The following is a 24808-nucleotide window of genomic DNA, read 5'->3' on the forward strand; positions in this document are numbered from 1 at the left end:
GGTCACCCGAACTTCCCGCTGACGTAGTCCTCGACGCGCTGGCTCTCGGGGTTCTCGAAGATCTTCTCGGTGTCGTCGTACTCGACGAGTTCGCCGCCGGTGAGGAACACGGCGGTCTGGTCAGAGATGCGCGCGGCCTGCTGCATGTTGTGCGTGACGACGACGACCGTGTAGTCCTCGGCCAGGTCTTCGATGAGGTCCTCGATCTTCGAGGTAGCGACTGGGTCCAGCGCGCTCGCCGGTTCGTCCATGAGGATGACCTCGGGGTCGACCGCGAGACAGCGGGCGATACACAGCCGCTGTTGCTGACCGCCCGACAGCCCGAGCGCGTTGTCGTCCAACCGGTCTTTCACCTCGTCCCACAGCGCGGCCTGCTTGAGCGAGCGCTCGACGAGCGCTTCCTCCTCTTCGGTGTCGTCGCGGCCGGTCAGTCGAGCGAGCAGTCCCGTGTCGATGTCGCCGTGCTTGCGCGGGCCGTAGGAGACGTTGTCGCGGATGGACTTCGGGAAGGGGTTGGGCGACTGGAACACCATCCCGATGCGTTTGCGGAGCTCGACGCGGTTGGCGTTGGGGTCGTAGATCTCCGTCCCGTCGAGTTCGACCGACCCCTCGACGCGCGCGGCCTTGATGCGGTCGTTCATGCGGTTGAGCGAGCGCAGGAACGTCGACTTGCCACAGCCCGACGGCCCGATCAGCGCGGTGACGCTCTCCTCGGGGACGTCCATCGAGACGCCCTTCAGCGCGTGGTCGTCGCCGTAGTAGACGTTCAGGTCCTCGACGGCGAGTTTCGTCTCGCGGTCGAAGCTGAATGTAGTCCACTCCGGACGGGTCTCCTCGTCCGTCTCGCCGGCGACGGTCGTCTCCCCGGTCGGTCGGTCGCTCGATGCGTCGGTCGGGTCGCTCGTCGTCTTACTCATAGTTGATCTTGTCTCTGAAGTAGTTGCGCGCGGTGATACCGAAGGCGTAGAAGCTGAGGACGACCATCAGCAGGACGAACGCGCTCGCCCATCCCATCGACGGCGATCCGCTGACGCCGGCGGCGATGACTGCCCACACCTGCGTCGGCAGCGACGCCGAGGCCGACAGCAGCTCCGGGTTGGCGACGAACGGCGGGTGCGGGACGAACCGGAACCCGCCGAGGACGTGAACGGACTCGGTCGCGTTGAGCGTCGAGCCAAGCACGAGGATGAGCGGTGCCGTCTCGCCGGCGACGCGGCCGACGCCGAGGATACCGCCGGTGATGATCCCCGGCATCGACGCCGGCAGGACGACGCTGCGGATCGTCTGCCACTGGGTCGCCCCCAGCGCGGCGCTGGCGTCGCGGAACTCGTCGGGGACCGCGAGGATCGCCTCCCGACTGGTGATGAGCACCAGCGGGAGCAGCATGAACCCGAGCACGAACATCCCGGCCAGCAGCGAGGTGTCTCCGCCCAGCCGCGGGATGAGGAAGGCGGCGCCGAAGAGTCCGAAGACGACGCTCGGCGTGCTCCACAGCGCGTTGGTCGCCACCTCGACGACGCCGGTGAACGCGCCCTGCTCGGCGTATTCGGTGAGGAAGACGGCCGCACCGACGCCCAGCGGCACCGCGAACAGCGTCGACCCGCCGACCAACCAGATGGTCCCGACGACCGCCGGCATGATCCCGCCGGGTTCGGCGCCCAGCGGGATGTACGCCTGCATGGTCATCGGCCACGAGAGCGTGCCGTCGGCGCTGATCGTCAGGCCGAGGACGCCGAACGACGAGCCGACGAGCCAGACGTGGAGCCCCGCGAGCGCGGCGAACCCGGCCGTCCCCGCCAGCCCGAGCGTCGCTTCCTCGCCCAGCAGCCGACGGGTGATGCCGTCTTCCACCGACCGCCGCCGTCCACCGACGGCGAGCGCGAGCACCCCGCAGGCCGCCGCTGCGGTCAGGGTGACCATCGGAACGAGCGCTCCCGATCCGAGCATGGGGACGGCCCCGCTCGCCGCCTGGAGAACCGTCGCGCCGAGCAACAGTCCGAGCCCACCGAACACGCCCCGAACGACCAGCGGCGCGGCCGACTGGGCGCGCGCTGCGGGGTCGCCGTCGCCGCTCACGACGGCCGACAGGGCCACGATTGTCAGCGCGAGCCCGCCCAGGGCGGCGGCCGCGACGGCCGCCAGACCGAGGGTTGCGCCCAGCGGGAGGCCGAACGGCGACGGACCAGCGAGGACGAACAATCCCGTAAGGACGGCGAGGGCGGCGAGCGCTGCGGGGGTCGCTCGATCGAGCCGGTCGGCGAACGCCGACGGCGTCCCGACGTTACGCAGCGAACCGTACCGTCGGTAGAAGTACGCGAACGTGAGCCCGCCCGAGATGACGAGCAGCAGCGAACCGACTGCCGGCTCGGGGGTCACGGCGACTGAGGTGTCGAGGACGACCGACTCGCGGTTCACCTGGACGGTGTACGTGTAGGGGTAGCGCAGCGCATCACCGGTAACCAGGGTACCGACCAGCACCACCGCGAGGGCGCCGACAGCCGACAGCGGGGCGACGCGCGCGAGGAGCCGAACGCCCCCGTGCCACGACTCGCGGCCGCTGGGCGTCGCGGCGATCCGGACTGCGGCCATGAGCACCGGAACGAGCGCGACGAGTACTGCGAGCGCGCCGATCCGGAGGTCGTGGAAGGCGTACCCGACCCCCTTGAGCGTGACGAACACCACGATGGCGACCATCGCGCTCACCGTCATGACGGCCACGAGGTCGATCACGAGGAACGCGCCGTACTGGCGACCGCGCGCGCCGAAGCCGGCGCGGCTCTTCGCGGCCGCCCAGGAGGCGAGGATCGCGCCGAAGAGGACGAACAGCGGGACGACGGCGCCGCCGGTGAACCCGCCCGAGAGGGTATCGGGGTTCCACTCCCAGCCGACGCCGAGCACCGCCGTCGTGACCGTCAGTCCGAGCGCGCCGACGATCAGCGCCGGTGGCAGCGTCGAGCCGATGTCCTCGCGCGGGAACACGGTCACGGCCCAGAACAGTAGCCCCGTTCCGACGGCGACGACCCGCCACAGCGGCGTGTCGAACCCGACGAGCGTCCCGCCGATGGCGGCGCCGAGGAACAGACCGGCCGCGCCGAAGGCGAAGCCGGCTAGCAGCCCCGCCGACGCGTCGGGTGAGGTGTCGACCGCGCCCGTGCGCGAGGCGACGCCGGCGGCGGCGACTCCGGCCGCTTCCACGAGCATGACCACGCCGAGCAGCGTCGCGAAGGTGATCGGGGCGGCGTAGGCGACGACCGTCAGAGCGAGCGCGCCGACGATCAGGCCGGAGGCGATGCCTCGGACGCGGTCGGAGGTGACGGGAACGACGCCGAGCTGCGACGCGAGACCGACTGCGCCGACGGCGCCGACCACGACGGCCAGGAAGACGAGCAGTGACTCGCCGAGTGCCCCTCCACTGGCGTCGAGGGGGATCAGCTGGATCAATGAGATCAGTCCGAGGGCGAAGCTCAGCACGCCCAACGCGACGATGCCATCGAGGCCGCGGTCGTAGCGGCTCGACTCGTCGCTGACCAGCGACGCGTGTGCGCCGGTCTCGAAGGCCTCGCTCATCGGCCACCCTTCAGTTTGCGTTTCATTCGGCGCTCGACGGCCTGCGAGACGACGCTCATCCCGGCGACGATGACGAACAGGATGACGCCGGCGACGAACAGGACGTCGAGCGTGCTCTCGGAGGCGCTTCCGTACTGGGTGGCGATCAGGCTCGTCAGCGTCGCGCTGGCGTCGAAGACGTCGTACAGCGGGTCGGCCAGGCCGACACCCGCGGCCATGATCGCCGCGACGGCCATCGTCTCGCCGATCGCTCGGCCGAGCCCGAGGATCACCGCCGCGGAGATTCCCGAGAACGCCGCCGGGATCGAGATGCTCTTCATCGTCTGCCACTGCGTCGCGCCCATGGCGATCGAGCCGTCGCGCATCGAACCGGGGACGCTCGACAGGGCGTCCTCGGCGACCGAGACGACCGTCGGCAGCGCCATGACCCCCACGACGACGCCGGCGATGAGGAAGCTCGCCCCGTCGTCGAGGAAGGCGTTCTGAATGAAGCCGTTGAGTACCTGAAAGCCGATGAACCCGTAGACGATCGAGGGGATGCCGGCGAGCACTTCCACCCCGGGTTTGACGACCCCGCGCACGCCGTCGCTGGCGACCTCGGCGATGAACAGCGCGCCGAACAGCCCCAGCGGGACAGCGACCGAGCCGGCGATGATCGTCACGATGACTGTCGCCCAGATGGTCGGCAGGAGCGAGTAGGCGCCACCGGACGGGTTCCAGAACGACTCGCTAGCGGGCAGGACCGTCTCGAGCCCGAAGAACCACCGCGCACGCCCGTTCTCGGCGGGAACGACGAACAGTCCCGCGCCGTGTTCGAGGAACGCCGGGAGCGCGCTCACGAAGAGGAAGTACGTGATGAATGCGACCGTCAGCACCGTCGAGACGGTCGCCACCAGCGTGAGCAAGCGCGCGACGACGGCCTGGTACGTCACCCAGCCCACGGCGGTCGCGACGATCAGCGCCAGCAACAGCGGGACCACCAGTCCCGGTCTGGCGAGGAACACCGCCACGAGCGCCGCGAGCAGGAACCCGAGCACCGCCACGACGAGGGGCTCGCCACCACTTCGCTCCTCGCCGAGGAGCAGTTGTTCACCTGCCGTTCGAATTTCTCGTATCATCTAATTTCAGTAATTCAATAGGATCTGCGTGCGATCGGAAACCGCGGACGTGTCACCTCGTGGTACGCCGGCTACACCTGGTCGGGCAGCTTGGCCAACTGCTCTTCCTTGCGACGCTTGTTCAGCGTGAAGTAGTCGTTGGGGGCCACGAACGTTTCCTGCCCGAAGTCGTGGAGGATCATGTTGATGAAGGCGGCTTCCTTCATCGACGTGCCGTCCCACGTGTACATGTGCAGGTCACGCGACAGCGGGTACTCCTTGGAGTCCAGCCCGTTCTCGTCGTCCTGGTAGCTGTACGTCGTGCCCTCCCACTCGAGGGAGATGGGCGTGACGCCGTCGGTGTCGAGGAAGGCTAGCGCGAGGTAGCTGATCGCGTTGTCGGCCTGGGAGATCGCCTGCGCGAGGCGCTGGTTCTGGCCGTAGCGGTTGGCGACGGTAGTCTCCGCCTCGGGGTCACCGAAGACGTTGCTGACGAACGACGTCCGCGTCCCCGACCCCTTCACGCGCCCGAGCACCTGGATCTCTCGGTCCGGACCGCCGAGTTCGCTCCAGTTGGTGATGCGGCCCTTGTAGAGGTCCTTGAGCTGCTGGCCGGTGACGCCGGTGACGCCGGCGTCGGCGATCTCGCTGGAGACCACGATCGGCTGGCCGTCGACGCCGACCACGTGGTCGATGAACTTCTCGTAGGAGTCGCGGTCGGGGAGCTCGTCTTCGACGTTCCCCGAGGCGTTACCGATGTCGTGCTGGCCGTTCATCACCTTCTCGACGCCGGTCCCGGAGTGGGAGAGCGCGACGGTGACCGCGAACGGCGCGTTCCCGTCGGACCCCTCGAAGCCGTAGAGGCCGCCCCAGTAGTCGGCGAGGTTCTTCTCCGTGTCGATGTCGTACTCGCCGTGGGGCCAGTACTCGGTGTCGCTGGCCGGGCGGTTCCCGTTCCAGTACGAACCCGCCGTCTGCGCGATCGGATAGACCGTCGAGGAGCCGCCTGCCTCGAGCGGTCCGGAACTCCCCTCCCCGCTCGCGGTCTCGGTCGACGACGGCGTCGGCGACGGTGTCGAGTCCGAGGAGCTCCCATCGGAGGAGCCGTCCCCTTCGTCCTCGGGTTCGGGCGTCTCGGTCGAGTCGTCACCGCCGGTACAGCCGGCCAGTCCCGCCGCCCCGATCGCGCCGGATGTGAGCAAGAACTTTCGCCGCGTTACGCCGTCTGCCGGACGCTCCGAATCGTGCGTCATCACCTGAACGGAGATGGGAGGTCACTAAACGGGTTTATAATAGGGGTATGGCCACTCCCACATCCGTACTGTCGGGTGGCGTTGCGAACGGTTGTCACCCCACGGTAGGGAGTGCTATGTAGACCTACTGTCGGGGACGGAGACGCGGGGTGGAAGCCCCGTTCGGGTCAGCGGTCGTCGACCAGCGGGAACGCGGCCAGCCGCGCGGCGGCGACGGAGGTCAGCCCGCGGGCCGTCGGCGAGTCGCCGACCCGCCGCGCGTGGGCGGTTTCGAGTCCCAGGTCGTCGGCGACGGGGACCAGCCGGACCGTCGTTCCCGCGGGCGTCACGTCCGCGAGGAGGTACGACTGCGGGAACGAGCAGGTCGTCGGGACGGTCACCTCGCGGACCCCCTCGGAGACGCCGGTCGTCGGGATGTGGTAGTGGCCGGCCAGCACGAGTTCCACGTCGCCCGCGGCGAGCGTGTCGACGAACGGCTCCGGATCGGCCATCGCCGGGATGTCGGCGAACTCGGGTTCGACGTGCTCGCGGTGGGCATCGAGTTGCTCGGTGATCGCGGGGAGGTTGTGGTGGACGAGCACGACGGGCGTCTCGGCCGTCTCCAGTTCGTCGGCCAGCCACTCGCGCTGGCGCGCCTCGACGTGGCCCTCGTGGGAATCGAACAACCGCTCGGCCGTGCCGGAGCTGTTGAGGCCGAACACGTCCAGCCCGCCGACGCGCGTCCGGAACGAGAGACCGTCCGGACCGCGTGAAACCGGATCCTCGGGCGTGTACTGCTCGACGAACCGACCGAGCCCGGGCGTCTCGTGTTCGTCGCGCTCCTTGGGCACGTCGTGGTTACCGGGAACGGCGAAAAACGGCACGTCGAGGTCGGCGACTATCTCGTCGACGGCCTCGTAGTTCCAGCGCTCCCCGTCCTTGGTCAGGTCGCCCGGCGACAGCACCGCGTCGACGTCGCGGGTCTCGATGTCCGCGACGGCGGCTTCGAGGTGCTCGCGGGTCAGTTCGAACAGCTTCGACGTGCCCTCGGCCCGCGTCGAGACGTGCGGGTCGGCGACGACGGCGATCCGTGTGCGCTCGCCGGCCGGTCGGTCGAGGTGCGCGAGGACCGTTCCCGGGCCGTCCTCGCGGGGTGCGCCGTCGCCGTCACCGCCGTTTGCGGGGCTCATCGTCCCTCCTCCGGCAGGAAGTCAGCGGGGTGGTCGTGGCGGACGGTTGCGAGGTGGGTCCCGTCCAGCAGTTCGACGTGCGAGAAGAGGTGGCCTCGCTCGCGGGCCAGGGTCGCGAGTTCGTCCGGTTCCGACCGGCTCAGATCGAGCGCGCCGACGAGCAACACGGCGACCCGTTCGTCGGTGTCTTCCACGCGCGTGAGTAGGAAGAAGTCGGTCCCGACCCGCTGTCGGAACGCGGCCGAGCGGTCGAACTCGGCCTCGGCGACGGCGGCCGGCAGCGACTCGGCGACGCTGTCGGGGGCGACGTACACCAGCCCGAAGCGGTCGGTGTCGCCGCTGTCGGGGGTGACCGCGGCGAGGTGACCTGCGCGGACGGTCACGACCTCCCAGCCGTCCTCGCGGAGCCGCTCGCCCATCTCGTTGGCTTCACGTAACGTCCGACTCCACGCCGAAGGTTCGTCCGTGTCAGCGGCCATATCACATCCTCCGTCCAGCGACACATGGCTGTTCCGGATGCGCAGTTCTGGCCTATTGTTCCCACTATATATCGAAAAGTGGCGTGTATAACTATCCATAAACCGTTTCATAACCTATATCTGCGTTCCATCGAACGGTTCCACCGATGCCAGAGAAACAGACCCGACGACGCTTCCTCACTGCTGCGGGGGCCGGCGCGGCCGCCGCGCTCGCCGGCTGTACCGGCAACGACACCTCGACGCCGACAGACGGCGACGGGACCGAGGGAAGCGCCGGCGGCGATGGAGACGGCAGTGGAGACGGTGGAGACGGCGAAACGGACGGGTCGGACTCGAGCGGAAACGAAGGGGGCGCCGGTGGGACGCTCCAGATGATGGCGACGGGGTCGGTCCAGACGCTCGACCCGATCAACGCGAAGGGGTCCGGTGCGGGCTACAACCAGTACAACAAGTCGCTGATGGAGTTCCCGAACGGGGAGTATCCGCCCGAGCCGGCCATCGCGAAGGGCTACGACGTTTCCGACGACGGGCTGACCTACACGTTCACGCTCCGGGAGGGCGTGAAGTTCCACGACGGGACGGAACTCACCGCCGACGACGTGGTCTACACGTACCGGCGGCTCGCCGAGTCGGAGAACTCCCGCAACCGGGACGACATCATCGGCGAGACGATGACCATCGACCACGAGAAGGACAAGAGCCTGAGCGAGCCGACCGACGAGGAGACGCTCAGCGACGTCGTGCCGGAGTCGCTCGCGGTCGAGGCCGTCGACGACTACACCTTCGAGATGACGCTGACCTCCCCGTTCCAGTACACGCTCTTCCAGATCGCGGGCGGCACGTTCGCGGTCCTCCCCGAGGGTGCGGTCGGCGACATCGAGGGCTACGACGGCGAGTACAGCTACAACGAGTTCTTCAGCACGGAAGGCGACGGGCCGACCTTCGCCGGCGTCGGCCCCTTCGAGGTCGACTCCTGGACCAAGGGCAGCAACATCACGCTCTCGGCGTTCGACGACTACTACGGAGAGAGTCCCAAACTCGACGGGATCAAGTTCACTGTCGTCGGCGACGGCAACACGCGGCTCAGCCGCTTCCGCAACGGCAACGCGGACATCCTCGAGGGGATGCCGAAAGCCTCGTTCAACCCGGACAACGTCTCGATCGACTCGCGCGAGGGCAACCGCGAGATCGGCACCTACCAGTTCCAGAACGGCGACGAGGTCAACTACGGCGAGATCCCGGCGCTGCGAACCGAGTACATCGTCTTCAACACGCTGGAAGTGCCGCTTCCGGTGCGGCGGGCGTTCGCCTACGCGATGAACCAGCACGAGATCGCCGAGAACATCTACAAGGGCACGGGGAAGCCGGCCTACCACATCACGCCGCCGGCACCGTACCCGACCTTCGAGGACGGCCAGTCCGGCGAGGAGGCCTACGACGCCCACGCCGAGAGCGGGGCCAACTCCAACACCGACTTCGCCGCCGACGGCTACCCCTACGGCTACGGCGAGACGCTGCTCGACGAGGCCCGGAGTGTCATGGAAGAGGCCGGCTACGGCGAGGACAACCGCTTCGAGATCACGGCGACGACCATCTCCGGCAAGTCCGGCTACCGGCAGGTGTTCACCCGGCTCCAGCCCAAGCTCCGGTCGGCGTACATCGACATGGAGATCACCGAGGCGGAGTTCGGGACGATCATCAGCCAGGCGCTCTCCGGCGACATGGACGTGTTCGGGCTCGGCGACGGGATGGAGTACCCCGGCCCACAGAACTTCCTGCGGTTCCTCTGGGGCAACAGCCCGAGCACGCAGTTCACCCGCTGGGGTGCCGAGGGCAGCCACTTCACCGAGGAGTACCGCAACACGGCCATGGACGCGTGGGAAGAGAACTACGCCGCCGACGGGACGACCGAGGAAGACCACAACGAGGCCTTCCAGACCGTCGAGGAGATGAACTGGGCGTCCGTACAGGAGCTGCCCTTCCTCCACCCCAATAGCCAGCGCTTTTGGCACGACGGGGTAAACGTCGAGATGTACGACGTGATGAAGAACCAGACGTTCGACGACGTCACGCTCGATCGGTAACGGTTCGGTATCGGGCGTCCGCGGCCGATCGCGGGTGGACGGCCGGGACGCGCTCTCCCCCCATCTGATCACATGTACGCGAACGATTGCGCGTGGGATCGACCCTGCGGGCGCAGGCACCACGGCGAGCGGCAGCGACCGTCGGCTGACGGAGGGGTGCGTCCGTGAGCCGACTGAAGTACCTCGGCAAGCGGCTCCTGCTGTCGATCCCGGTCGTCTGGATCGGCACGTCGCTGACGTGGTTCGTCATCTTCATGGGACCCATCGACCCGGCGACCCGACTGCTCAGCGAGGGGCAGACGCGCAACCCCGACGCGTACACCGCTGCCAAGGAGCAACTCGGGCTCAATCAGCCACCGCTGGAGCACTACGTCAGCTACCTGACCGACCTGTACACCTTCGACCTCGGGCAGACGTTCCTGCTCTATCAGGGCTCCAGCGTCAACGCGCTCATCCTCGATTTCCTGCCGCGGACGCTGTGGCTGGGCTTCTGGTCGGTGCTCATCGCGGTGCTGATCGGCGTGCCGCTGGGCTTTTTCGCCGGGTTGCGGTCGAACTCCGTCTCCGATTACTTCGCCTCGTTCGGCGGGATCGTCTGGCGTGCGATGCCGAACTTCTGGCTGGCGATCATGCTGCTTGCGCTTCTGGGCAGCGCGCAGGCCATCTTCGGGATCAGCTGGGAAGGGCTGCTCGTTCCCATCGAGGCTATCTCCGGCAGCCCGGACATGTCCCGCATCGGCACTGTCGACGGCTTCCTGGCGGCGACGAAGAAGGTACTGCCCGCCGCGCTGGTACTCGGGTCGGCCTCGATGGGCAACGAGATGCGGATCGGGCGGACCGCGGTGCTGGAAGTGCGAAACGAGGACTTCGTCGACATGGCGAAGGCCAAGGGCGTCTCGGACCGGGCGCTCGTCTGGAAGCACATCTTCCGGAACGCGCTCGTGCCGCTGGTGCCGATCATCACGAGCGAGGCGTTCCTGCTCATCGGCGGGTCGGTGCTCGTCGAGACGGTCTTCGGCATCCACGGCATCGGCTGGCTGTTCTTCCAGGCGGCCATGCAGGGCGACCTGCCGCTGGTGGGCACACTCATGTACATCTTCATCCTCATGATCGTCGGTATCAACCTGATACAGGACCTGCTGTACACGCTAATCGATCCGCGAGTCGCGCTGGAGGGGGCCTGAGATGGCCGGCGCACACGACGCCGACGCGCCCGCCCCGCGGGAATCGACCGTCCTCCCGACCGGCTCGCCGCTGGCCGTCTGGCTCGCCGCGGGCGCCGTGTTGCTCGCGCTCGAAGCCGGCGCGCTCGCCACCTTCCTCGTCGGCATCCTCGCGGACTTCCTGTCGACGGCGGTGGACCTCGCCGGCGTCGCCTCCGCGGCGGCCCCGGTCATCGAGGCGCTCGAGACCGCCCGATCGGTCGCCGAGTCGGTCCCGACGCTGCTCTCGCGGGAGACGATCCCCAACGAGGGCTACTGGAACGGCCAGCGCTACGTCGGGACGTTCCTCGGGCTGGAACCCGCCTTCGCGTGGGCGCTCCGCCTGATAGCCATCTACGCGTACGCCTTCGCCTGTGCGGGCTGGGCGGTGCTCGGTTACCGCCTCTATCGTCGGGAGATCCGCGATCTGGAGTGGACGCCGCGCGACGACATGGTCGACCGCTTCCGCTCGCACACGTGGGGTCAGTTCGGCCTCGTCGTCGTCTTCATGTTCGTCGTGATGGCGGTGTTCGCGCCCGCGCTCGGCCCGACGACCGTCGACAAGAACATGCGAAACTCCTACTCCAACGAGATAAGCTACTGGAACGCCGAAACCGGCAGCGTCGAGACGGCGCTGGTCGGCGAGGCGAACCTCGACTCCCAGTCGACCGGGACGCAGTCGCGGATCCTGCCGTTCAGCTACGACGACTACGACCGCTATCACCCGTTCGGGACGCTCCCGACCGGTCGTGACCTGTTCACGTTCATCGCCGCGGGATCGCGTATCTCACTGGTGATCGGCGTGCTCTCGGTCGGGCTGAGCGTCCTGCTCGCGGGCTCGCTCGCGCTGACCGCGGCCTACTACAAGGGTCGAGTCGACCTCGGGCTGGTGCTCGTTTCCGACGCGGTGATGGCCATGCCGCAGTTACTGCTGATAATCATGCTCACGACGGTGCTGGCGGACACCTGGGTCGGCGGGATATACAGCGGCGCGTTCGTGCTCGCGCTGATACTGGCGGGCACCGGCTGGACCTACATGTGGCGGTCGGTCCGCGGGCCCGCCCTCCAGGTGTCCGAACGACAGTGGGTCGACGCGGCGCGGAGCTTCGGGCAGAAACCCAGGGTTATCATGCGCCGGCACATGCTCCCGTATATCACCGGCTACCTGCTCATCTACGGGTCGATGACGCTGGGCGGCGCGATCATCGCCATCGCCGGACTGTCCTTCCTCGGCCTGGGCGTCTCGGCGCCAACCCCCGAGTGGGGCCGGGCGATCAACCTCGGGCAGGACTACGTGACGACCGGCTCGTGGCACATCTCGCTCATCCCGGGACTGCTTATCACCGTCGTCGTCACCGGGTTCAACGCGCTCGGCGACGGCATCCGCGACGCCATCGACCCGCAGTCGGACGCCGAGAGCGGCGGTGCGGCCGGGCGGGGTGGTGGCGCGTGAGCGACGCCGAGCCTCTGCTGGCCGTCGAGGACCTCCGGACGGTGTTCTACACCGAGCGCGAGGAGATACACGCCGTCGACGGCGTCTCCTTCGAGGTCGACGCGGGCGAGACGGTCGGCCTCGTCGGCGAGTCCGGTTCGGGCAAGTCCGTCACCGCCCGGTCGATCCTCGGGTTGGTCGACGACCCCGGTGCCATCGAGGAGGGGTCGATCCGCTTCCGCGGGGAGGACCTCACAGCGGACAACTGGGAGGCCCACCGCGGCGACATCGCCATCGTCTTCCAGGACCCCGGCAGCGCCCTGAACCCCGTCTACACCGTCGGCAACCAGATCCGCGAGGCGCTGCGGATCCACCAGAACCTGCGCGGATCGGGAGCCCGCGAGCGCGCCGTCGAACTGCTGGAGGACGTGGGCATCCCCGACGCCGCCAGCCGCGTCGACGAGTACCCCCACCAGCTCTCCGGCGGGATGCAACAGCGCGCCGTCATCGCGATGGCGCTGGCCTGCGATCCCGATCTGCTTGTCTGCGACGAGCCGACGACGGCGCTCGACGTGACCATCCAGGCGCAGATCCTCGACCTGCTGGACGAACTCCAGCGCGAGGAGGATCTCGCCATCCTGCTCATCACCCACGACATGGGGGTCATCGAGGACGCCGCGGACCGCGTGAACGTCATCTACGCCGGCGAGGTCGTCGAGCGCGCGCCGACCGGGGCGCTGTTCGACGACCCGAAACACCCCTACACGGAGGCGCTGCTGCGGTCGATCCCCGGGCGGACGCCGCCCGACGAGCAACTGCCGACCATCGAGGGCGAGGTGCCCACGCCGACCGGTCCGGCGACCGACTGCCGGTTCGCCCCGCGCTGTCCCGAAGCGTTCGGCGCCTGCCGGGAGGTCCACCCGGAGCACGAGGCGGTCGGCGACCCGGCCGTCGATCGGACGGCCGCCTGCCTGCTCCACGACGACCGCTACCCGAGCGAGAGCGACCTCGACGGCGGGGTCGGCGGCCGGACGGATGCCGACGAGACGGACGACGGCACCGTCAGCCCCGACGGAGGTGAGTCGCTGTGACGCCCGATCCGGCGACCGGCCAGACAGCCGGTCACGCCGACGATGGCGAGGCCCGCGGCGAACCGCTGCTGTCGGTGCGGGACCTGCGGACCTACTACGACGAGCGGTCGATGTTCTCGCGGTCGCCGCCCGTCCGGGCGGTCGACGGCGTCTCTTTCGACGTCTACGAGGGCGAGACCATCGGGCTGGTCGGCGAGTCCGGGTGCGGCAAGACGACGCTCGGCCGGACGCTCCTCGGGCTGGAGGAGCCGACCGACGGCACCATCTCCGCCGAGGGCCGCGACGTGACCGACCTGTCGGGCGCGGAGGCCCGCGAGTGGCAACAGCGGGTCGGCATGGTGTTCCAGGACCCACAGGAGAGCCTCAACGACCGCCAGACGGTCGGCCAGATCGTCCGCGAACCGCTGGAAGCGCACGACTGGCCGACGCTCTCGGTCGCCGTCCCGGACGTCGACGGGGCGACCGTCACCGGCAACAGCCCCGTCGAAGAGCGCTCCGCGGGTGACGCGGTACCCGAGAGCGCCGACATCACGGTCACGCTCGGCAACGGCGACCCCGAAGTGGCCGTCCGCCGGCGACTCCCGCTCGACCGGTCGGACGTGAGCGTCTCGGTCGACCGCGGTAGTCGTCCGACCGTCTCGGTGACTGTCGAGAAGTCGGTCGACGAGATGCGCCGCGACCGCGCCGAGGCCCTGATCACCCGTGTCGGGCTGAACGAGGAGCACGTCCGCCGGTACCCCCACCAGTTCTCCGGGGGCCAGCGCCAGCGCGTCGGTATCGCCCGCGCGCTCGCGCTCGAACCGGACTTCCTCGTCCTCGACGAACCCGTGAGCGCGCTGGACGTGAGCGTTCAGGCGCGGATCATCAACCTCCTCGAGGAACTACAGGCCGAGTTCGGGCTCACCTACCTGTTCATCGCCCACGACCTGAGCGTGGTGCGGCATATCGCCGACCGCGTCGCGGTGATGTACCTCGGCAACGTGGTCGAACTCGGGCCGACCGAATCGGTGTTCCGTGACCCCTCCCACCCGTACACCCTCTCGCTGTTGTCGGCCATCCCCGGGAGCGGGTCGCCGTGGGACGGCGAGCGGGTCACTCTGCGCGGGACCCCGCCGAGCCCGCGGGACCCGCCGGACGGTTGCGCGTTCGCGACGCGCTGTCCGGCGAAGATCCGCTCCGAGGAGTTCGACCTGCCCGAGGCGACCTGGCGGGCGCTCGACGAACTCCGGGTGGTGTTCCGGACGCGCGCCCGCGGCGACGACTCGGCGCTCGACCGCGTGAAAGGCGCGCTCGGGCTGGACGTCGACGCCGACGCTGTCGAGGAGGCGGTCGACGAATTGCTGGGCGACCGCGAACTCCCGGCCGAGGCCCGACGGGCCGTCGACGAGGCGGTCGACCGCGCCGAGAGCGGCGACGACGGCGGCGCCGCCGAACGCCTGCGCGAGGCGTTCGGCTCCCGGTGCGACCGAGAGGCGCCCGAAGCGGTCTCGACGGGTGACGTCGAGAGCCGCTGTTTCCGCTGCGAGGACGACTACCGCGGCGTGCGCGAGACGGTCGCCGCCCGCCAGAACGGAGGCGTCCGATGACTGACGCCCGCGAACGCGCGGCCGTCGCCGAGCGCGCGGCCCGCGCCGGCGGGTCGGTCGCCGAGTCGCTGTTCCGCCGTGACATCTCCGTCGAGACGAAGGACAACGAGACGGACTACGTGACCCGCGCCGACCGGGAGGCCCAGGAGGAGACGCTGGCGACCATCCGCGAACACTACCCGGGGGAACCAGTCGTCGCCGAGGAGAACGACGCCCCCACGGAGGTTCCCGAGTCCGGGACCGCGTGGGTCGTCGACCCGATCGACGGCAGCCACAACTTCGTCCGCGGCGGGCGGACGTGGGCGACGAGCGTCGGCGCCGTCGACGGCGGCGAGCCGGTGGCCGCGGCGACGGTCTGTCCCGCTATCGGCGACGCCGTCGTCGCGGCCGACGGTGCCGTCGAGCGAAACGGCGAGCCGGTCACCGTCAGCGACCGGACCGACCCCGAGCGCTGCATGGTCGCCCCGACCGTCTGGTGGCCCCACGACCGCCGTGACGAGTTCGCCGCGGCCACCCGCGCCGCCGTCTCGCGGTTCGGCGACGTCCGCCGTCCGGGGTCGGTCCAGACCGCGCTCGCGCGGCTCGCGGCCGGCGAACTCGACGGCGTGTTCACCAACGTCGACGCTCACCCGTGGGACACCATCGCGGGCGTCCACCTCGTCCGGCAGGCCGGCGGGCGCGTGACCGACCTGGACGGCGAGCGCTGGCGCCACGACTCCGTCGGCCTCGTCGCCTCCAACGGTGGCGTCCACGACGCCGTCCTCGACGCCGCGACCGAGATCTGATTTCACCTATCCGCGCGACCGCCTTCTGCGGTGCCGTCGTTCGGCGCCACCGCGGGAGCCTCCCGTCGCTGTGATACGTCACGACCCGCTGTCAGCGACGCAGCCGGCTATTGTCACCGCGCCGGCCAGCAACCTGTTCGGCGGCCCCGGCTCGGCCGGGCGCGTGCCGTCTCGTGTCTCTCTACAGACTGGTCAGTAGATCTATAGAGCGGTATGTCCACTCTGGAAACACTCATATAAATCACCTATACCGTGGATCCGGTTGCTCCGGATATGTCTCGAACACGTGGACGGAGGGGTGGCCGACGGTGACGGACGACCGACTGCTCGGCGGTGCAGGGGACGACCACCGGCGGATCGACGCCGACCGGTGGGACGACATCTACGTCGTCGGCGACGTTCACGGCTGTCTGCCGGCGCTCGAACGACTGGTCGAGCGCATCGACCCGGACGAGGACACGCTGCTCGTGATCGTCGGCGACCTCGTGCGGAAGGGGCCGGACAGCCGGGGCGTCCTCGAGTTCGTGCGCGAGCGCGACAACGTGATCAGCGTCCGCGGCAACAACGAGGACAAGCTGATCCGCGGGGACAAACACCTCCCCGAACTTTCCGACGAGGACATGGCGTACGTCGAGTCGCTTCCCCACGCCGTCTCGTGGGAGGACAACCTCGTCGTCCACGGCGGGATCGACCCGCGGAAGGCGCTGGACGATCACGATTCGGCGGAGATCCTGACGATGCGCTCGCTCGCGCCCGGCGGGAGCTACGACCGGCCCTTCTGGTTCGAGGAGTACGACGGGCGCCCGCGGGTGTTCTTCGGCCACACAGTGCTGGCCGAGCCATTCGAGTCGGCCAGCGCCGTCGGCCTCGACACCGGCTGCGTCTACGGCGGGACGCTGACCGCCTACCACACCGACACCGGCGAGTTCGTGACCGTCGAGCCGGCCGAGACCTATCAGGAGCGCAGCGCCGACAGCATCGTCACGCCTCGAGCGAGCGGCTGAGAACGATGACGGGGTGCAGTCACGAAGACGGTGACGGGAGCAGCGGGACGGACGAGAGTGACGGCGGGACTGTGACGGCCGACGGTGACGGGAGCGTCGCGTCGGCCGGTGACGACGGTGGCACCGCGACAGACGACGGGGACGCAAGTGGCACCGAACACGCCGGGACGGTCTCGATTCTGGACGCCGGCCCGCCGTCAGTCTCGGTCCTTGGGGCCGACGGCGGGACGGACACTGCCACCGGCGAGGCGGACGGCGTCGACGTCCACTCGGCCGAGTTCGACGCCTCGGCGTCGGAGTACTACCTGAACCGCGAACTGAGCGAACTGGCCTACCAGCGCCGGGTGCTCCACGAGGCGCTCGACGAGCGCAACCCGCTGCTCGAACGGGTCCGCTTCCTGTCGATTTTCACCCGCAACATGGACGAGTTCTTCATGAAGCGGGTCGGCGGCCTCAAACAGCAGATTGAGGCGGGGATCACCGACCGGACGGTCGACGGCCGCACGCCCCGCGAGCAGTGGGAGGAGGTTCTCGACGCCGCGCGACCGATGTTCGCTCGACAGACCGACTGTTACGAGAACGTAATCCGGCCGGCGCTGGCCGAGGCGGGGATCCACGTCGTCGACTACGACGACCTCTCGGCCGACGAGCGCGCGTCGATGCGCGAGTACTTCGAGCGGTCGGTGCTCCCGACGCTCACGCCGCTCGCGTTCGACCCGGCCCACCCGTTCCCGTTCATCTCGAACCTGAGCCTCTCGCTGGCGGTGCTGACCCGCGAAGACGACGAGGAGTCGCCGACGTTCACGCGGGTGAAGGTCCCGCAGAACCTGCCGCGGCTGGTCGAAGTCGCCGGGGGTGAGCGGTACGTCCTCATCGAGGAGGTCGTCCGCGCGAACCTCGATCTCCTCTTCCCGAACGCCGAGGTGGTCGAGGCGTCGCTGTTCCGGCTGACCCGCAACGCCGAGGTGCGCCGCGACGAGGAGGTCGCCGAGGACCTCATCGACATGATCGAGGAGGTGCTCGAACAGCGGCGGTTCGCGACCGCCGTCCGCCTGGAAGTCGAGGCCGGGACCTCCGAACGCGTTCGGCAGACGCTCGTCGAGCAACTCGACGTGAGCGAACAGGAGGTGTTCGAACGGCCCGGCCCGATGGACTACCGGGAGTTCGACACGCTGCTCGAGTTGGATCGGCCGGGGCTGAAGCTCCCGTCGTGGACGCCCAAACCGCACCCGCGACTCCAGCGCCAGCGGACGCCGCTGAACGGCGCCAGCGACGACGGCGATATCTTCGCGCGCATCCGGGAGGACGACATCCTGCTGCACCACCCGTATCACTCCTTCACCGACACGGTCCAGCGCTTCCTCGACGAAGCGGCCAACGATCCGGACGTCCTCGCCATCAAGGCGGCTATCTACCGGACCGCCAGCGACTCGCAGGTGATCCAGTCGCTCATCGACGCCGCAGACAACGGCAAGCAGGTCGCCGTCATGGTCGAGCTGAAGGCCCGCTTCGACGAGCAGAACAACCTGGAGTGGGTCCGTCGGCTGGAGGAAAACGGCATCCACGTCGCCTACGGGACCATCGGGCTGAAGACCCACACCAAGACCGCGCTGGTCGTCCGCGAGGAGGACGACGGCGTCGAGCTGTACTCCCACGTCGCCACCGGCAACTACCACTCCGAGACGGCGAAGGGCTACGTCGACCTCGGACTGCTGACCGCCGACCGCGACATCGGGCAGGACTTGGTGAAGGTGTTCAACTTCTTCACCGGCCCCTCCCTCGACGAGGAGTTCCGGAAGCTGCTCATCGCGCCCGTGACGATGCGCGACCGCCTGACCCGCTACATCCGCCGCGAGGCCGAACACGCCCGGGAGGGGCGCTCGGCCCGCATCGTCGCGAAGGTCAACGCCCTCGAAGACCCCGACCTCGTCGCCGAACTCTACGAGGCCGCGATGGCCGGCGTCGACGTCGACCTGATCGTCCGGGACATCTGCCGGCTCCGCCCGGGCATCGAGGGCGTCAGTGAGAACGTGAACGTCTACAGCGTCGTCGGCCGCTTCCTCGAGCACTCGCGGATCTACTACTTCGAGAACGGGGCTCGGGATCCGGACCTGCGGGCCGAGGACGACGCGGAGGGCGGCGAACCGGAGTACTACATCGGCTCCGCGGACTGGATGACCCGGAATCTCGACAGCCGCGTCGAGGCCGTCGCGCCCGTCGAGGACACCGCCATCCGCGAACAGCTCCGGTTCGTCCTCGACCTGCTCCTGCGGGACAACCGCAAGCGCTGGGAGATGAACGCCGACGGGAGCTACGAACAGCACCAGCCCGGTCCCGGCGAGGAGGTGATCAACACTCAGGAAGTCCTGATGGAGCGCGCCCGCCGCGCTGCCACCGACGACGACGTCGAACGGGGGATCCCGACCGACGCCGCCACGGAGACCGACCTGCTCGTCGAACCGGTCGACCCGGATCTCGTCGATCTACCGGCCGACGACCGCGACGCGGACGACGGTTCGTCGGCCGGTGAGACCGCGGTCGGGGAGGTCGAACCGTTCGAGGAGACGGACGAGGTCGAGTCCGTGGTCGCCACCGCGGCCGACGGTTCACAGGTCGCGGAAAACGGCGACTCGACTGTCGCAGCGTCCAGCGACGGATCCCCGGACACCGAGACGGATGACGGCCGGTCGCCGGCTGAGAACGGTGGGTCACCGACTACGGAGGGCGATGCCGGTGCGTCGGGCGCGGAAGCGTCCGACCTGCCGGCGCTGCTCCGGACCAACCCCGACCGCTGGTACCGCCCGGACAGCGACCACTACGCCTTCGCGATTCGGACGCCCGACGGGACCGTCTACCGCAAGACCACAGACGGCGCGGCGACCGTCGTCGAACGCATCGTCGAATGAGCCGTTCGGACCGCTGACACGCCCGTTGGTGGCCTGTCCAGTCGTTTCCGCTTCCGCTGCACCGATCGCTGTTCCAGCGTTCTCGCTCGCTCTCGGATATATAGATTACTGTGAGAAAATGTATTCATGGAAGAAAATTATTAGATACTGGCTACCGAGGCTTCGCGTGACGCCCACCCATGGCTACAGCAACTCCCGGCCGTCGTTCCGTAGCACTGTTCGTCCGCTCGCTGTCGCCGACGGAGACGCCCGCGACGGGGCATGTCGAGCGGGTCCGCGATCTGGCGGAAGCCGGCCGCATCGAGACGGCGTCGGTCGCCGTCTGGGGGCGCGAGATCGAGCTCTCGGCGCGAGCGCGGCGGACGCAGGCCGGCCAGTGCGTCCTTGACCGGGTCGCCGACTTCCGCGCGTGGGCGGACGAACGCGGAGTCTCGATGGAGCCGTTCTTCGACACGCGCCAGCGTTCGTCGTCGCTGACCGGCGAGGAGTTCGCCGCGCTCCGGCTGCCGGTCTGCTGTCTCGCCGAGTACGCCGACGGGGAACTGGCTCACGTCGCCCCCTACAGCACCGGCGAGGCGATCTGCAGCGTCGCCGACCGACTCGATTGGCTCGACCGCCGCGACCGGAATGGGGAACACGGTCCCGACCGGATCGGCGCGACGCACGGACTCAGCGGCGACTGAGCCGGCGAGCCGCCGGCTTTGGAGCATCGAGACTGCCCTGACGATCGTCCGAAGGCGACTCGCTACCGGTGGGCAACCACCCCGAAAGAACCCATACGGCGCGCCGGCCCCTGCGATCGGTATGGCCGAGTACTCCGAGGAACAGGTCGGCAAGCGCGTCGTCTCCCAGGACGGCGCCGAGATCGGCGAGGTGAGCGGGATCGACGACGGGTCGCTGGTCGTCCGCGTCACGGTCGGGAACAACAACGACGTCGTCGACCACCTCGACTGGGACGTGCGCACTAACCGGGAAGAACACACCCTGAACGACCGCTACGTCTCGAACGTCCGGGAGAACACGATCCGACTGCGCGTGTAACGCCCGCCGCCGTCGCTTCTCGCTTGACCGCTGGCTGTCCACCGGAGCAGAACGCTCATGTGAACTTCCTCCCCAGATGCGTGCAATGAGCAGTGGTTCGGAGACGGAACAGCGGATCAGGGAGGCCGCGTTTCGAGCGCTCGTCGAACACGGGTACGCGGACCTCTCCCTGACGGACATCGGCGAGGAACTTGGCCAGAACCCCTCTATCATATACCACTACTTCGACAGCAAGGACGACCTGCTGCTGTCGATGCTCGACGGGTTCGTCGACATCTTCGTCGACCGCCAGACCGACGCGCCGATCGCCGACGCCGAAGCGGCGCTCCGTGGGATAATCGACCAGATGCTCCACCCGGAACCGGAGCGGGTCAGCGAGGTCATCTCGTCGCCGCCCGAGGACGTCGAGACGGCCATCGCGCGGGTGTTCGTCGAACTGTGGGCCCACTCCATCTGGGACCCCGACTTCCGGGCGGCGACGACGGCGGTCGAGGGGAACGTCCGCGACGTGCTCGCACTGACGATCCAGTCCGGAATCGAGCGCGACCAGTTCCGGCCGGTCGACCCCGAGCGAACGGCGGATCACCTCTTTTTCCTCCTCAAACAGGGGCTGCACACGCGCGCGACGACAAACCGGGACGCCCCGATCGATCGGGTTCACGCGCTCACCAACGACATCGTCGACGATCTCGTCGACGACCCGTCGGGAGCGTGACACCCGGCGAACTCGCGAGTTCGATTGCTCCGCGACCCCTCGGACTTCTGGTGTCGATCGGCCCGTCTCGCCACCCGAGATTGTCCGCATGGCCAAAAGAGCTATAATTGATTAATCGGCCAATTAATCCATGCAGTCCCCTGATTCAGTCGTCGGAGTCGGCCAGCCACCGGACGCCATTCGAAGCCGCGAGGGGCAACTCTCGCCGTTCGAGTGGTACGCCGAGATGCGAGCGGAGGACCCGGTTCGCTACGACGAGCGACGGGAGACGTGGGACGTCTTCCGGTACGAGGACGTGGACCGCGTGCTCAAGGATCACGACGCGTTCACCGCGAACCGGTCCCTCGACGACGCGGACGGTGGCGACGGCGGCAATTCGATCCTCCAGACGATGATCACGACCGACCCGCCGGAGCACACGCGGCTCCGTGGGTTCGTCGACGAGCGGTTTCAGCCGGGTACGATCCGGGAGTACCAGCCCGGTGTCGAGGACGTAACTGCAGGTCTCCTTGACGATCTGGAGGGCGCCGACGCTATCGATTTCGTCGACGAGTTCGCGATTCCGCTCCCCGTCACCGTCATCGCAGAACTACTGGGGATCCCTGCCGAGCGTCGCGACCAGTTCAAGGCGTGGTCGGACGCGCTCGTCGCGCGGCCCGAAGACGACTCGGAGGCCGAGCGAGAGCGGATACAGCGGGACCGTCAGCAGGCCGAACAGGAGATGGGCCGGTACTTCGCGAAGTTGCTGGGAGAGCGTCAGGGCGGCGACGGCGACGACCTGATCACGCTCGCGGCGAACGCGGAGGACCTGTCCAGACCGGAGCAAGTCGGCTTCTGCGTCCTGCTCCTCCTCGCGGGGAACATCACCACGACGAACCTCCTCACCAACGCGATCTGGACCTTCGACGAGCAGGGCGTCACGGACGCGGTCCGGACGGGTGAAATCGACCGGCGACAGGCCATCGAGGAAGTCCTCCGCTACCGGTCGCCGATCCAGTCGCTGAAGCGGATCGCCGTCGAAGACGTCGAGTTGAACGGCCGGGCTATCGAGGCGGGCGACGTCGTCACGCTCTGGCTGGGCGCGGCCAACCGCGACCCGGAGGTCTTCGACGCTCCCGAGGAGTTCCGTCCGGAGCGCAAGCCGAACCGCCACATCGCATTCGGGACGGGCATCCACTTCTGTCTCGGCGCGCACCTCGCGCGGATGGAGGCGGACGTAGCCATCTCGCAACTACTGGACCGCTTCGATCGGCTTGACGCCGATCGATCCGATCTGGAACCGCTGTCCAGTCTCTACGGGCTCGAATCGCTCCCCTGTGAAACGAGCGACGACACTCGTCCCGCGGAGTAGCGCCCTCACCGGCGGACGGTTGGCCTGTAATCCACCTATTCGAGCCGCTGGGCCACGAACGCGGTTGCGGCGGGGACGGCGCGGGCGTAGAGTTCGGCCCGGGCCAGTTCGCCCTGGACGCGCGGTGCGTCGGCGTATCCCTCCTCGATGTGTCGCGGGAGGTACTCGAACGTCTGGAGCGGGGGACGGACGAGACGCGTCGCCAACTGTCGGTTCTCGGCGTCCTCGACCGCGGCGATGGCTTCCCGGGCCCGGGTCGCGGCCTCCGTGACGGAGTCGACGGTCACCTCCCCCTGATAGGCGCCGTCGCGGATGCCGTCGATCGCCGTCCGGAGCGCCTCGACGGCGGCTAACGCCTGCCCGGCCTCGATCACGGCGCGCGCGTAGTCTCCGTCGTCGCGGTACCGCTCGTGGCTCTCGACGGCCGAGGAGACCTGTCTGCTACTCTCGACGAACAGCGTCCGGGCCGCCGTCCCGTCGAGGTCGGCCTCGAACGGGGGCTCGTCGACGTCGAGGAACGCGTCGACGGTCGAGCGGGCGCGCCCGACCGCGAACCGCAGGCGGCCCGACGCGTCGATCAGCGTCTCCCACTGCGAGGTGGCATCCGTACGCTCGGCCAGATAGACCTCCCGCAGTCGGCGGGCGTCGCGGAGCGTCGCGCGGGCGCGCTCGACCTGCCCGAGGGCCTCGCCGGCCTGGAAGGGCCGGGCGATCGGATCGGACGGGTACGGTCGATCGGGCCGGACGTCGCTGCGGCAGTCCGCTATCAGTTCCTCGATCGGGGCGTAGACGAGCACCGCTTCCAGGGTCGGGGACGCGCGGTACTCGGTACCGGCGACGAACGCACCGAGGTCCTCGCGCACGGCCCGCCGTCGCTCCGCGACGGTCTCACCGTCGTCTTCCCCGGTGGCCGCGCGGTACGCACCGCGGACGGTCGCCGCCGTCTCCCGGCGGCTGCGCCACGTCGAGAGCCGGTCGATCGGCCAGGGGTCATCGACGGGATCCGCGAGCCCGCTGGCGGCGTCCTCGCGCTCCGAACGGAGTTTCTCGGTGATCGCGCCGTTCGGGACCGTCGGCTCGGCCGGCACTTCCTCGAGCAGTTCCTGTGCGCGCTCGCGGTGAGTCTCTGCGACCCCCTCGGGGACGGCGACCGGGAACGGCGACTCGGGCCACGACATCGGTTCGACGGCGTCGGCCGGCAGCGCCACGTCCTCTCGCTGATTCTCATCGTCCCCGAACGGCAGGGCCGAACAGCCGGTCAGACCGGCGGCACCGACCGTTCCGAGGCCGGCGAGGACCGCTCGCCGCGACCTCATTCGTCATCACCTCTCTCGGCGGGGGTCACGGTCGCGTCGAACGCCTCGCCCCGCGGGTCCGGATGGCAGGAACTCGACATGCCGCGGCCGCTCCCCGACGACCTCTCGGCGGCGACGGGTAGGCGGATCGCGAATCCCACGGTGTGGCGCTCGTCGGCGCTGCATTCGACGTCGGCGGGCCGGTAGGCCTCGCAGAAGTCGGCGTGGGGGTGGAGGTCGTCCGTGTCGGCGTCGTCCCACTCGACGGTCACCGACTGGAGGCGGATCTCGTAGCAGGCCCCGATCGACATCGCGAGGAGGTAGACCGACGAGGCGTCGAAGTCCGTCTCGGTCACGAACGACCGGAGCCGTTCGGCTTCGGGGCCGTCCCCGAAGGTGAGTCCGGCGACGTCGTCGTCGGAGACGAGGACCGCTCGACCGGACTGGGCGTATCGACGCCGCCGGTCGTCGGTCACCGTCGGCAACTGCTCGCCCTGGGCGAACAGCACGGCGCTGTCCTCGCTCCGGGCGGTGCGCACTTCCAGGTCCTCGATCCGTCGATTCTGTCGCTCCCATTCGATCGTCGGGCGCGCCTCCCGGTCGCTGCAACCGGCGAGTGTCACGGCCCCCGACGCGACCGCGAGGAGGGCTCGGCGGCGGGTCAGGTCGGGCATCACCGTGGTATTTGTACAGGTGTGTAATCCGCCTTGTGTCCGAGCGCCCGGCAAAATGCCGTACGTGGCGTCCGGCC

20 protein-coding genes are annotated in these 24808 nt (G+C 68.8%); 12 read left to right on the forward strand and 8 right to left on the reverse strand.

Going from position 1 to position 24808, the window contains the following annotated elements; all coding sequences use genetic code 11:
* Nucleotides 1-2: 2 nt before the first annotated feature.
* The 6 genes from pstB to AB2U09_RS16010 form a co-directional block, all read right to left on the reverse strand.
* A complete protein-coding gene (gene pstB / locus AB2U09_RS15985) occupies nucleotides 3-917 on the reverse strand; it encodes a phosphate ABC transporter ATP-binding protein PstB (RefSeq protein ID WP_459193724.1) in 915 nt (304 codons plus the stop codon).
* The gene (gene pstA, locus AB2U09_RS15990) at nucleotides 910-3567 is read right to left on the reverse strand and encodes a phosphate ABC transporter permease PstA (RefSeq protein ID WP_459193725.1); all 2658 of its coding nucleotides are present in this window, start codon (nucleotides 3565-3567) and stop codon (nucleotides 910-912) included. The genes pstB and pstA overlap by 8 nt, the downstream gene beginning before the upstream one ends.
* Nucleotides 3564-4685, reverse strand: a complete 1122-nt coding sequence (gene pstC, locus AB2U09_RS15995) for a phosphate ABC transporter permease subunit PstC (protein ID WP_459193726.1) — start codon at nucleotides 4683-4685, stop codon at nucleotides 3564-3566. The genes pstA and pstC overlap by 4 nt, the downstream gene beginning before the upstream one ends.
* A 71-nt stretch (nucleotides 4686-4756) precedes the next feature.
* Complete coding sequence (locus AB2U09_RS16000; RefSeq protein ID WP_459193727.1) at nucleotides 4757-5917, reverse strand: substrate-binding domain-containing protein; 1161 nt, start codon at nucleotides 5915-5917, stop codon at nucleotides 4757-4759.
* A gap of 167 nt (nucleotides 5918-6084) precedes the next feature.
* Nucleotides 6085-7086, reverse strand: a complete 1002-nt coding sequence (locus tag AB2U09_RS16005; protein WP_459193728.1) for a metallophosphoesterase family protein — start codon at nucleotides 7084-7086, stop codon at nucleotides 6085-6087.
* Nucleotides 7083-7565, reverse strand: coding sequence for a DUF7529 family protein (locus tag AB2U09_RS16010; protein ID WP_459193729.1), 483 nt, complete (start codon nucleotides 7563-7565; stop codon nucleotides 7083-7085). Before AB2U09_RS16010 ends, AB2U09_RS16005 begins: the two co-directional genes overlap by 4 nt.
* Nucleotides 7566-7711: 146 nt before the next feature.
* On the opposite strand from AB2U09_RS16010, the gene AB2U09_RS16015 reads away from it, so the two are divergent.
* The 12 genes from AB2U09_RS16015 to AB2U09_RS16070 all read left to right on the forward strand — a co-directional run bounded on the left by AB2U09_RS16015 (nucleotide 7712) and on the right by AB2U09_RS16070 (nucleotide 22762).
* The gene (locus AB2U09_RS16015) at nucleotides 7712-9649 is read left to right on the forward strand and encodes an ABC transporter substrate-binding protein (protein WP_459193730.1); all 1938 of its coding nucleotides are present in this window, start codon (nucleotides 7712-7714) and stop codon (nucleotides 9647-9649) included.
* A gap of 164 nt (nucleotides 9650-9813) precedes the next feature.
* A complete protein-coding gene (locus AB2U09_RS16020) occupies nucleotides 9814-10833 on the forward strand; it encodes an ABC transporter permease (protein WP_459193731.1) in 1020 nt (339 codons plus the stop codon).
* 1 nt (nucleotide 10834) lies between these two features.
* Nucleotides 10835-12304: an ABC transporter permease gene (locus AB2U09_RS16025; RefSeq protein WP_459193732.1), complete on the forward strand. Its 1470-nt coding sequence runs from the start codon at nucleotides 10835-10837 to the stop codon at nucleotides 12302-12304.
* On the forward strand, nucleotides 12301-13374 hold the full coding sequence (locus tag AB2U09_RS16030) for an ABC transporter ATP-binding protein (RefSeq protein WP_459193733.1): 1074 nt from the start codon (nucleotides 12301-12303) through the stop codon (nucleotides 13372-13374). Before AB2U09_RS16025 ends, AB2U09_RS16030 begins: the two co-directional genes overlap by 4 nt.
* Nucleotides 13371-14960 (forward strand): ABC transporter ATP-binding protein, encoded by a 1590-nt coding sequence (locus AB2U09_RS16035; RefSeq protein ID WP_459193734.1) that lies wholly within the window; start codon nucleotides 13371-13373, stop codon nucleotides 14958-14960. Before AB2U09_RS16030 ends, AB2U09_RS16035 begins: the two co-directional genes overlap by 4 nt.
* Nucleotides 14957-15745, forward strand: coding sequence for an inositol monophosphatase family protein (locus tag AB2U09_RS16040; RefSeq protein WP_459193735.1), 789 nt, complete (start codon nucleotides 14957-14959; stop codon nucleotides 15743-15745). Before AB2U09_RS16035 ends, AB2U09_RS16040 begins: the two co-directional genes overlap by 4 nt.
* Before the next feature lie 308 nt (nucleotides 15746-16053).
* On the forward strand, nucleotides 16054-16749 hold the full coding sequence (locus AB2U09_RS16045) for a metallophosphoesterase family protein (RefSeq protein WP_459193736.1): 696 nt from the start codon (nucleotides 16054-16056) through the stop codon (nucleotides 16747-16749).
* Nucleotides 16750-16754: 5 nt separating this feature from the next.
* Nucleotides 16755-19655 (forward strand): polyphosphate kinase 1, encoded by a 2901-nt coding sequence (gene ppk1 / locus AB2U09_RS16050; RefSeq protein WP_459193737.1) that lies wholly within the window; start codon nucleotides 16755-16757, stop codon nucleotides 19653-19655.
* 179 nt (nucleotides 19656-19834) lie between these two features.
* A complete protein-coding gene (locus tag AB2U09_RS16055) occupies nucleotides 19835-20338 on the forward strand; it encodes an HTH domain-containing protein (RefSeq protein WP_459193738.1) in 504 nt (167 codons plus the stop codon).
* A gap of 121 nt (nucleotides 20339-20459) precedes the next feature.
* Entirely contained in the window at nucleotides 20460-20696 is a 237-nt protein-coding gene (locus AB2U09_RS16060) for a DUF8593 domain-containing protein (RefSeq protein ID WP_459193739.1), read from the forward strand.
* Nucleotides 20697-20781: 85 nt separating this feature from the next.
* Nucleotides 20782-21411 (forward strand): TetR/AcrR family transcriptional regulator, encoded by a 630-nt coding sequence (locus tag AB2U09_RS16065; protein ID WP_459193740.1) that lies wholly within the window; start codon nucleotides 20782-20784, stop codon nucleotides 21409-21411.
* Nucleotides 21412-21541: 130 nt separating this feature from the next.
* Nucleotides 21542-22762, forward strand: a complete 1221-nt coding sequence (locus AB2U09_RS16070) for a cytochrome P450 (RefSeq protein ID WP_459193741.1) — start codon at nucleotides 21542-21544, stop codon at nucleotides 22760-22762.
* A gap of 35 nt (nucleotides 22763-22797) precedes the next feature.
* Here AB2U09_RS16070 and AB2U09_RS16075 read toward each other — a convergent pair whose 3' ends face one another.
* Both AB2U09_RS16075 and AB2U09_RS16080 read right to left on the reverse strand, forming a co-directional pair.
* The gene (locus AB2U09_RS16075; protein WP_459193742.1) at nucleotides 22798-24078 is read right to left on the reverse strand and encodes a hypothetical protein; all 1281 of its coding nucleotides are present in this window, start codon (nucleotides 24076-24078) and stop codon (nucleotides 22798-22800) included.
* Complete coding sequence (locus tag AB2U09_RS16080; protein ID WP_459193743.1) at nucleotides 24075-24731, reverse strand: hypothetical protein; 657 nt, start codon at nucleotides 24729-24731, stop codon at nucleotides 24075-24077. Before AB2U09_RS16080 ends, AB2U09_RS16075 begins: the two co-directional genes overlap by 4 nt.
* Nucleotides 24732-24808 lie beyond the last annotated feature (77 nt).

Source organism: Halosimplex yunnanense (assembly GCF_054504345.1).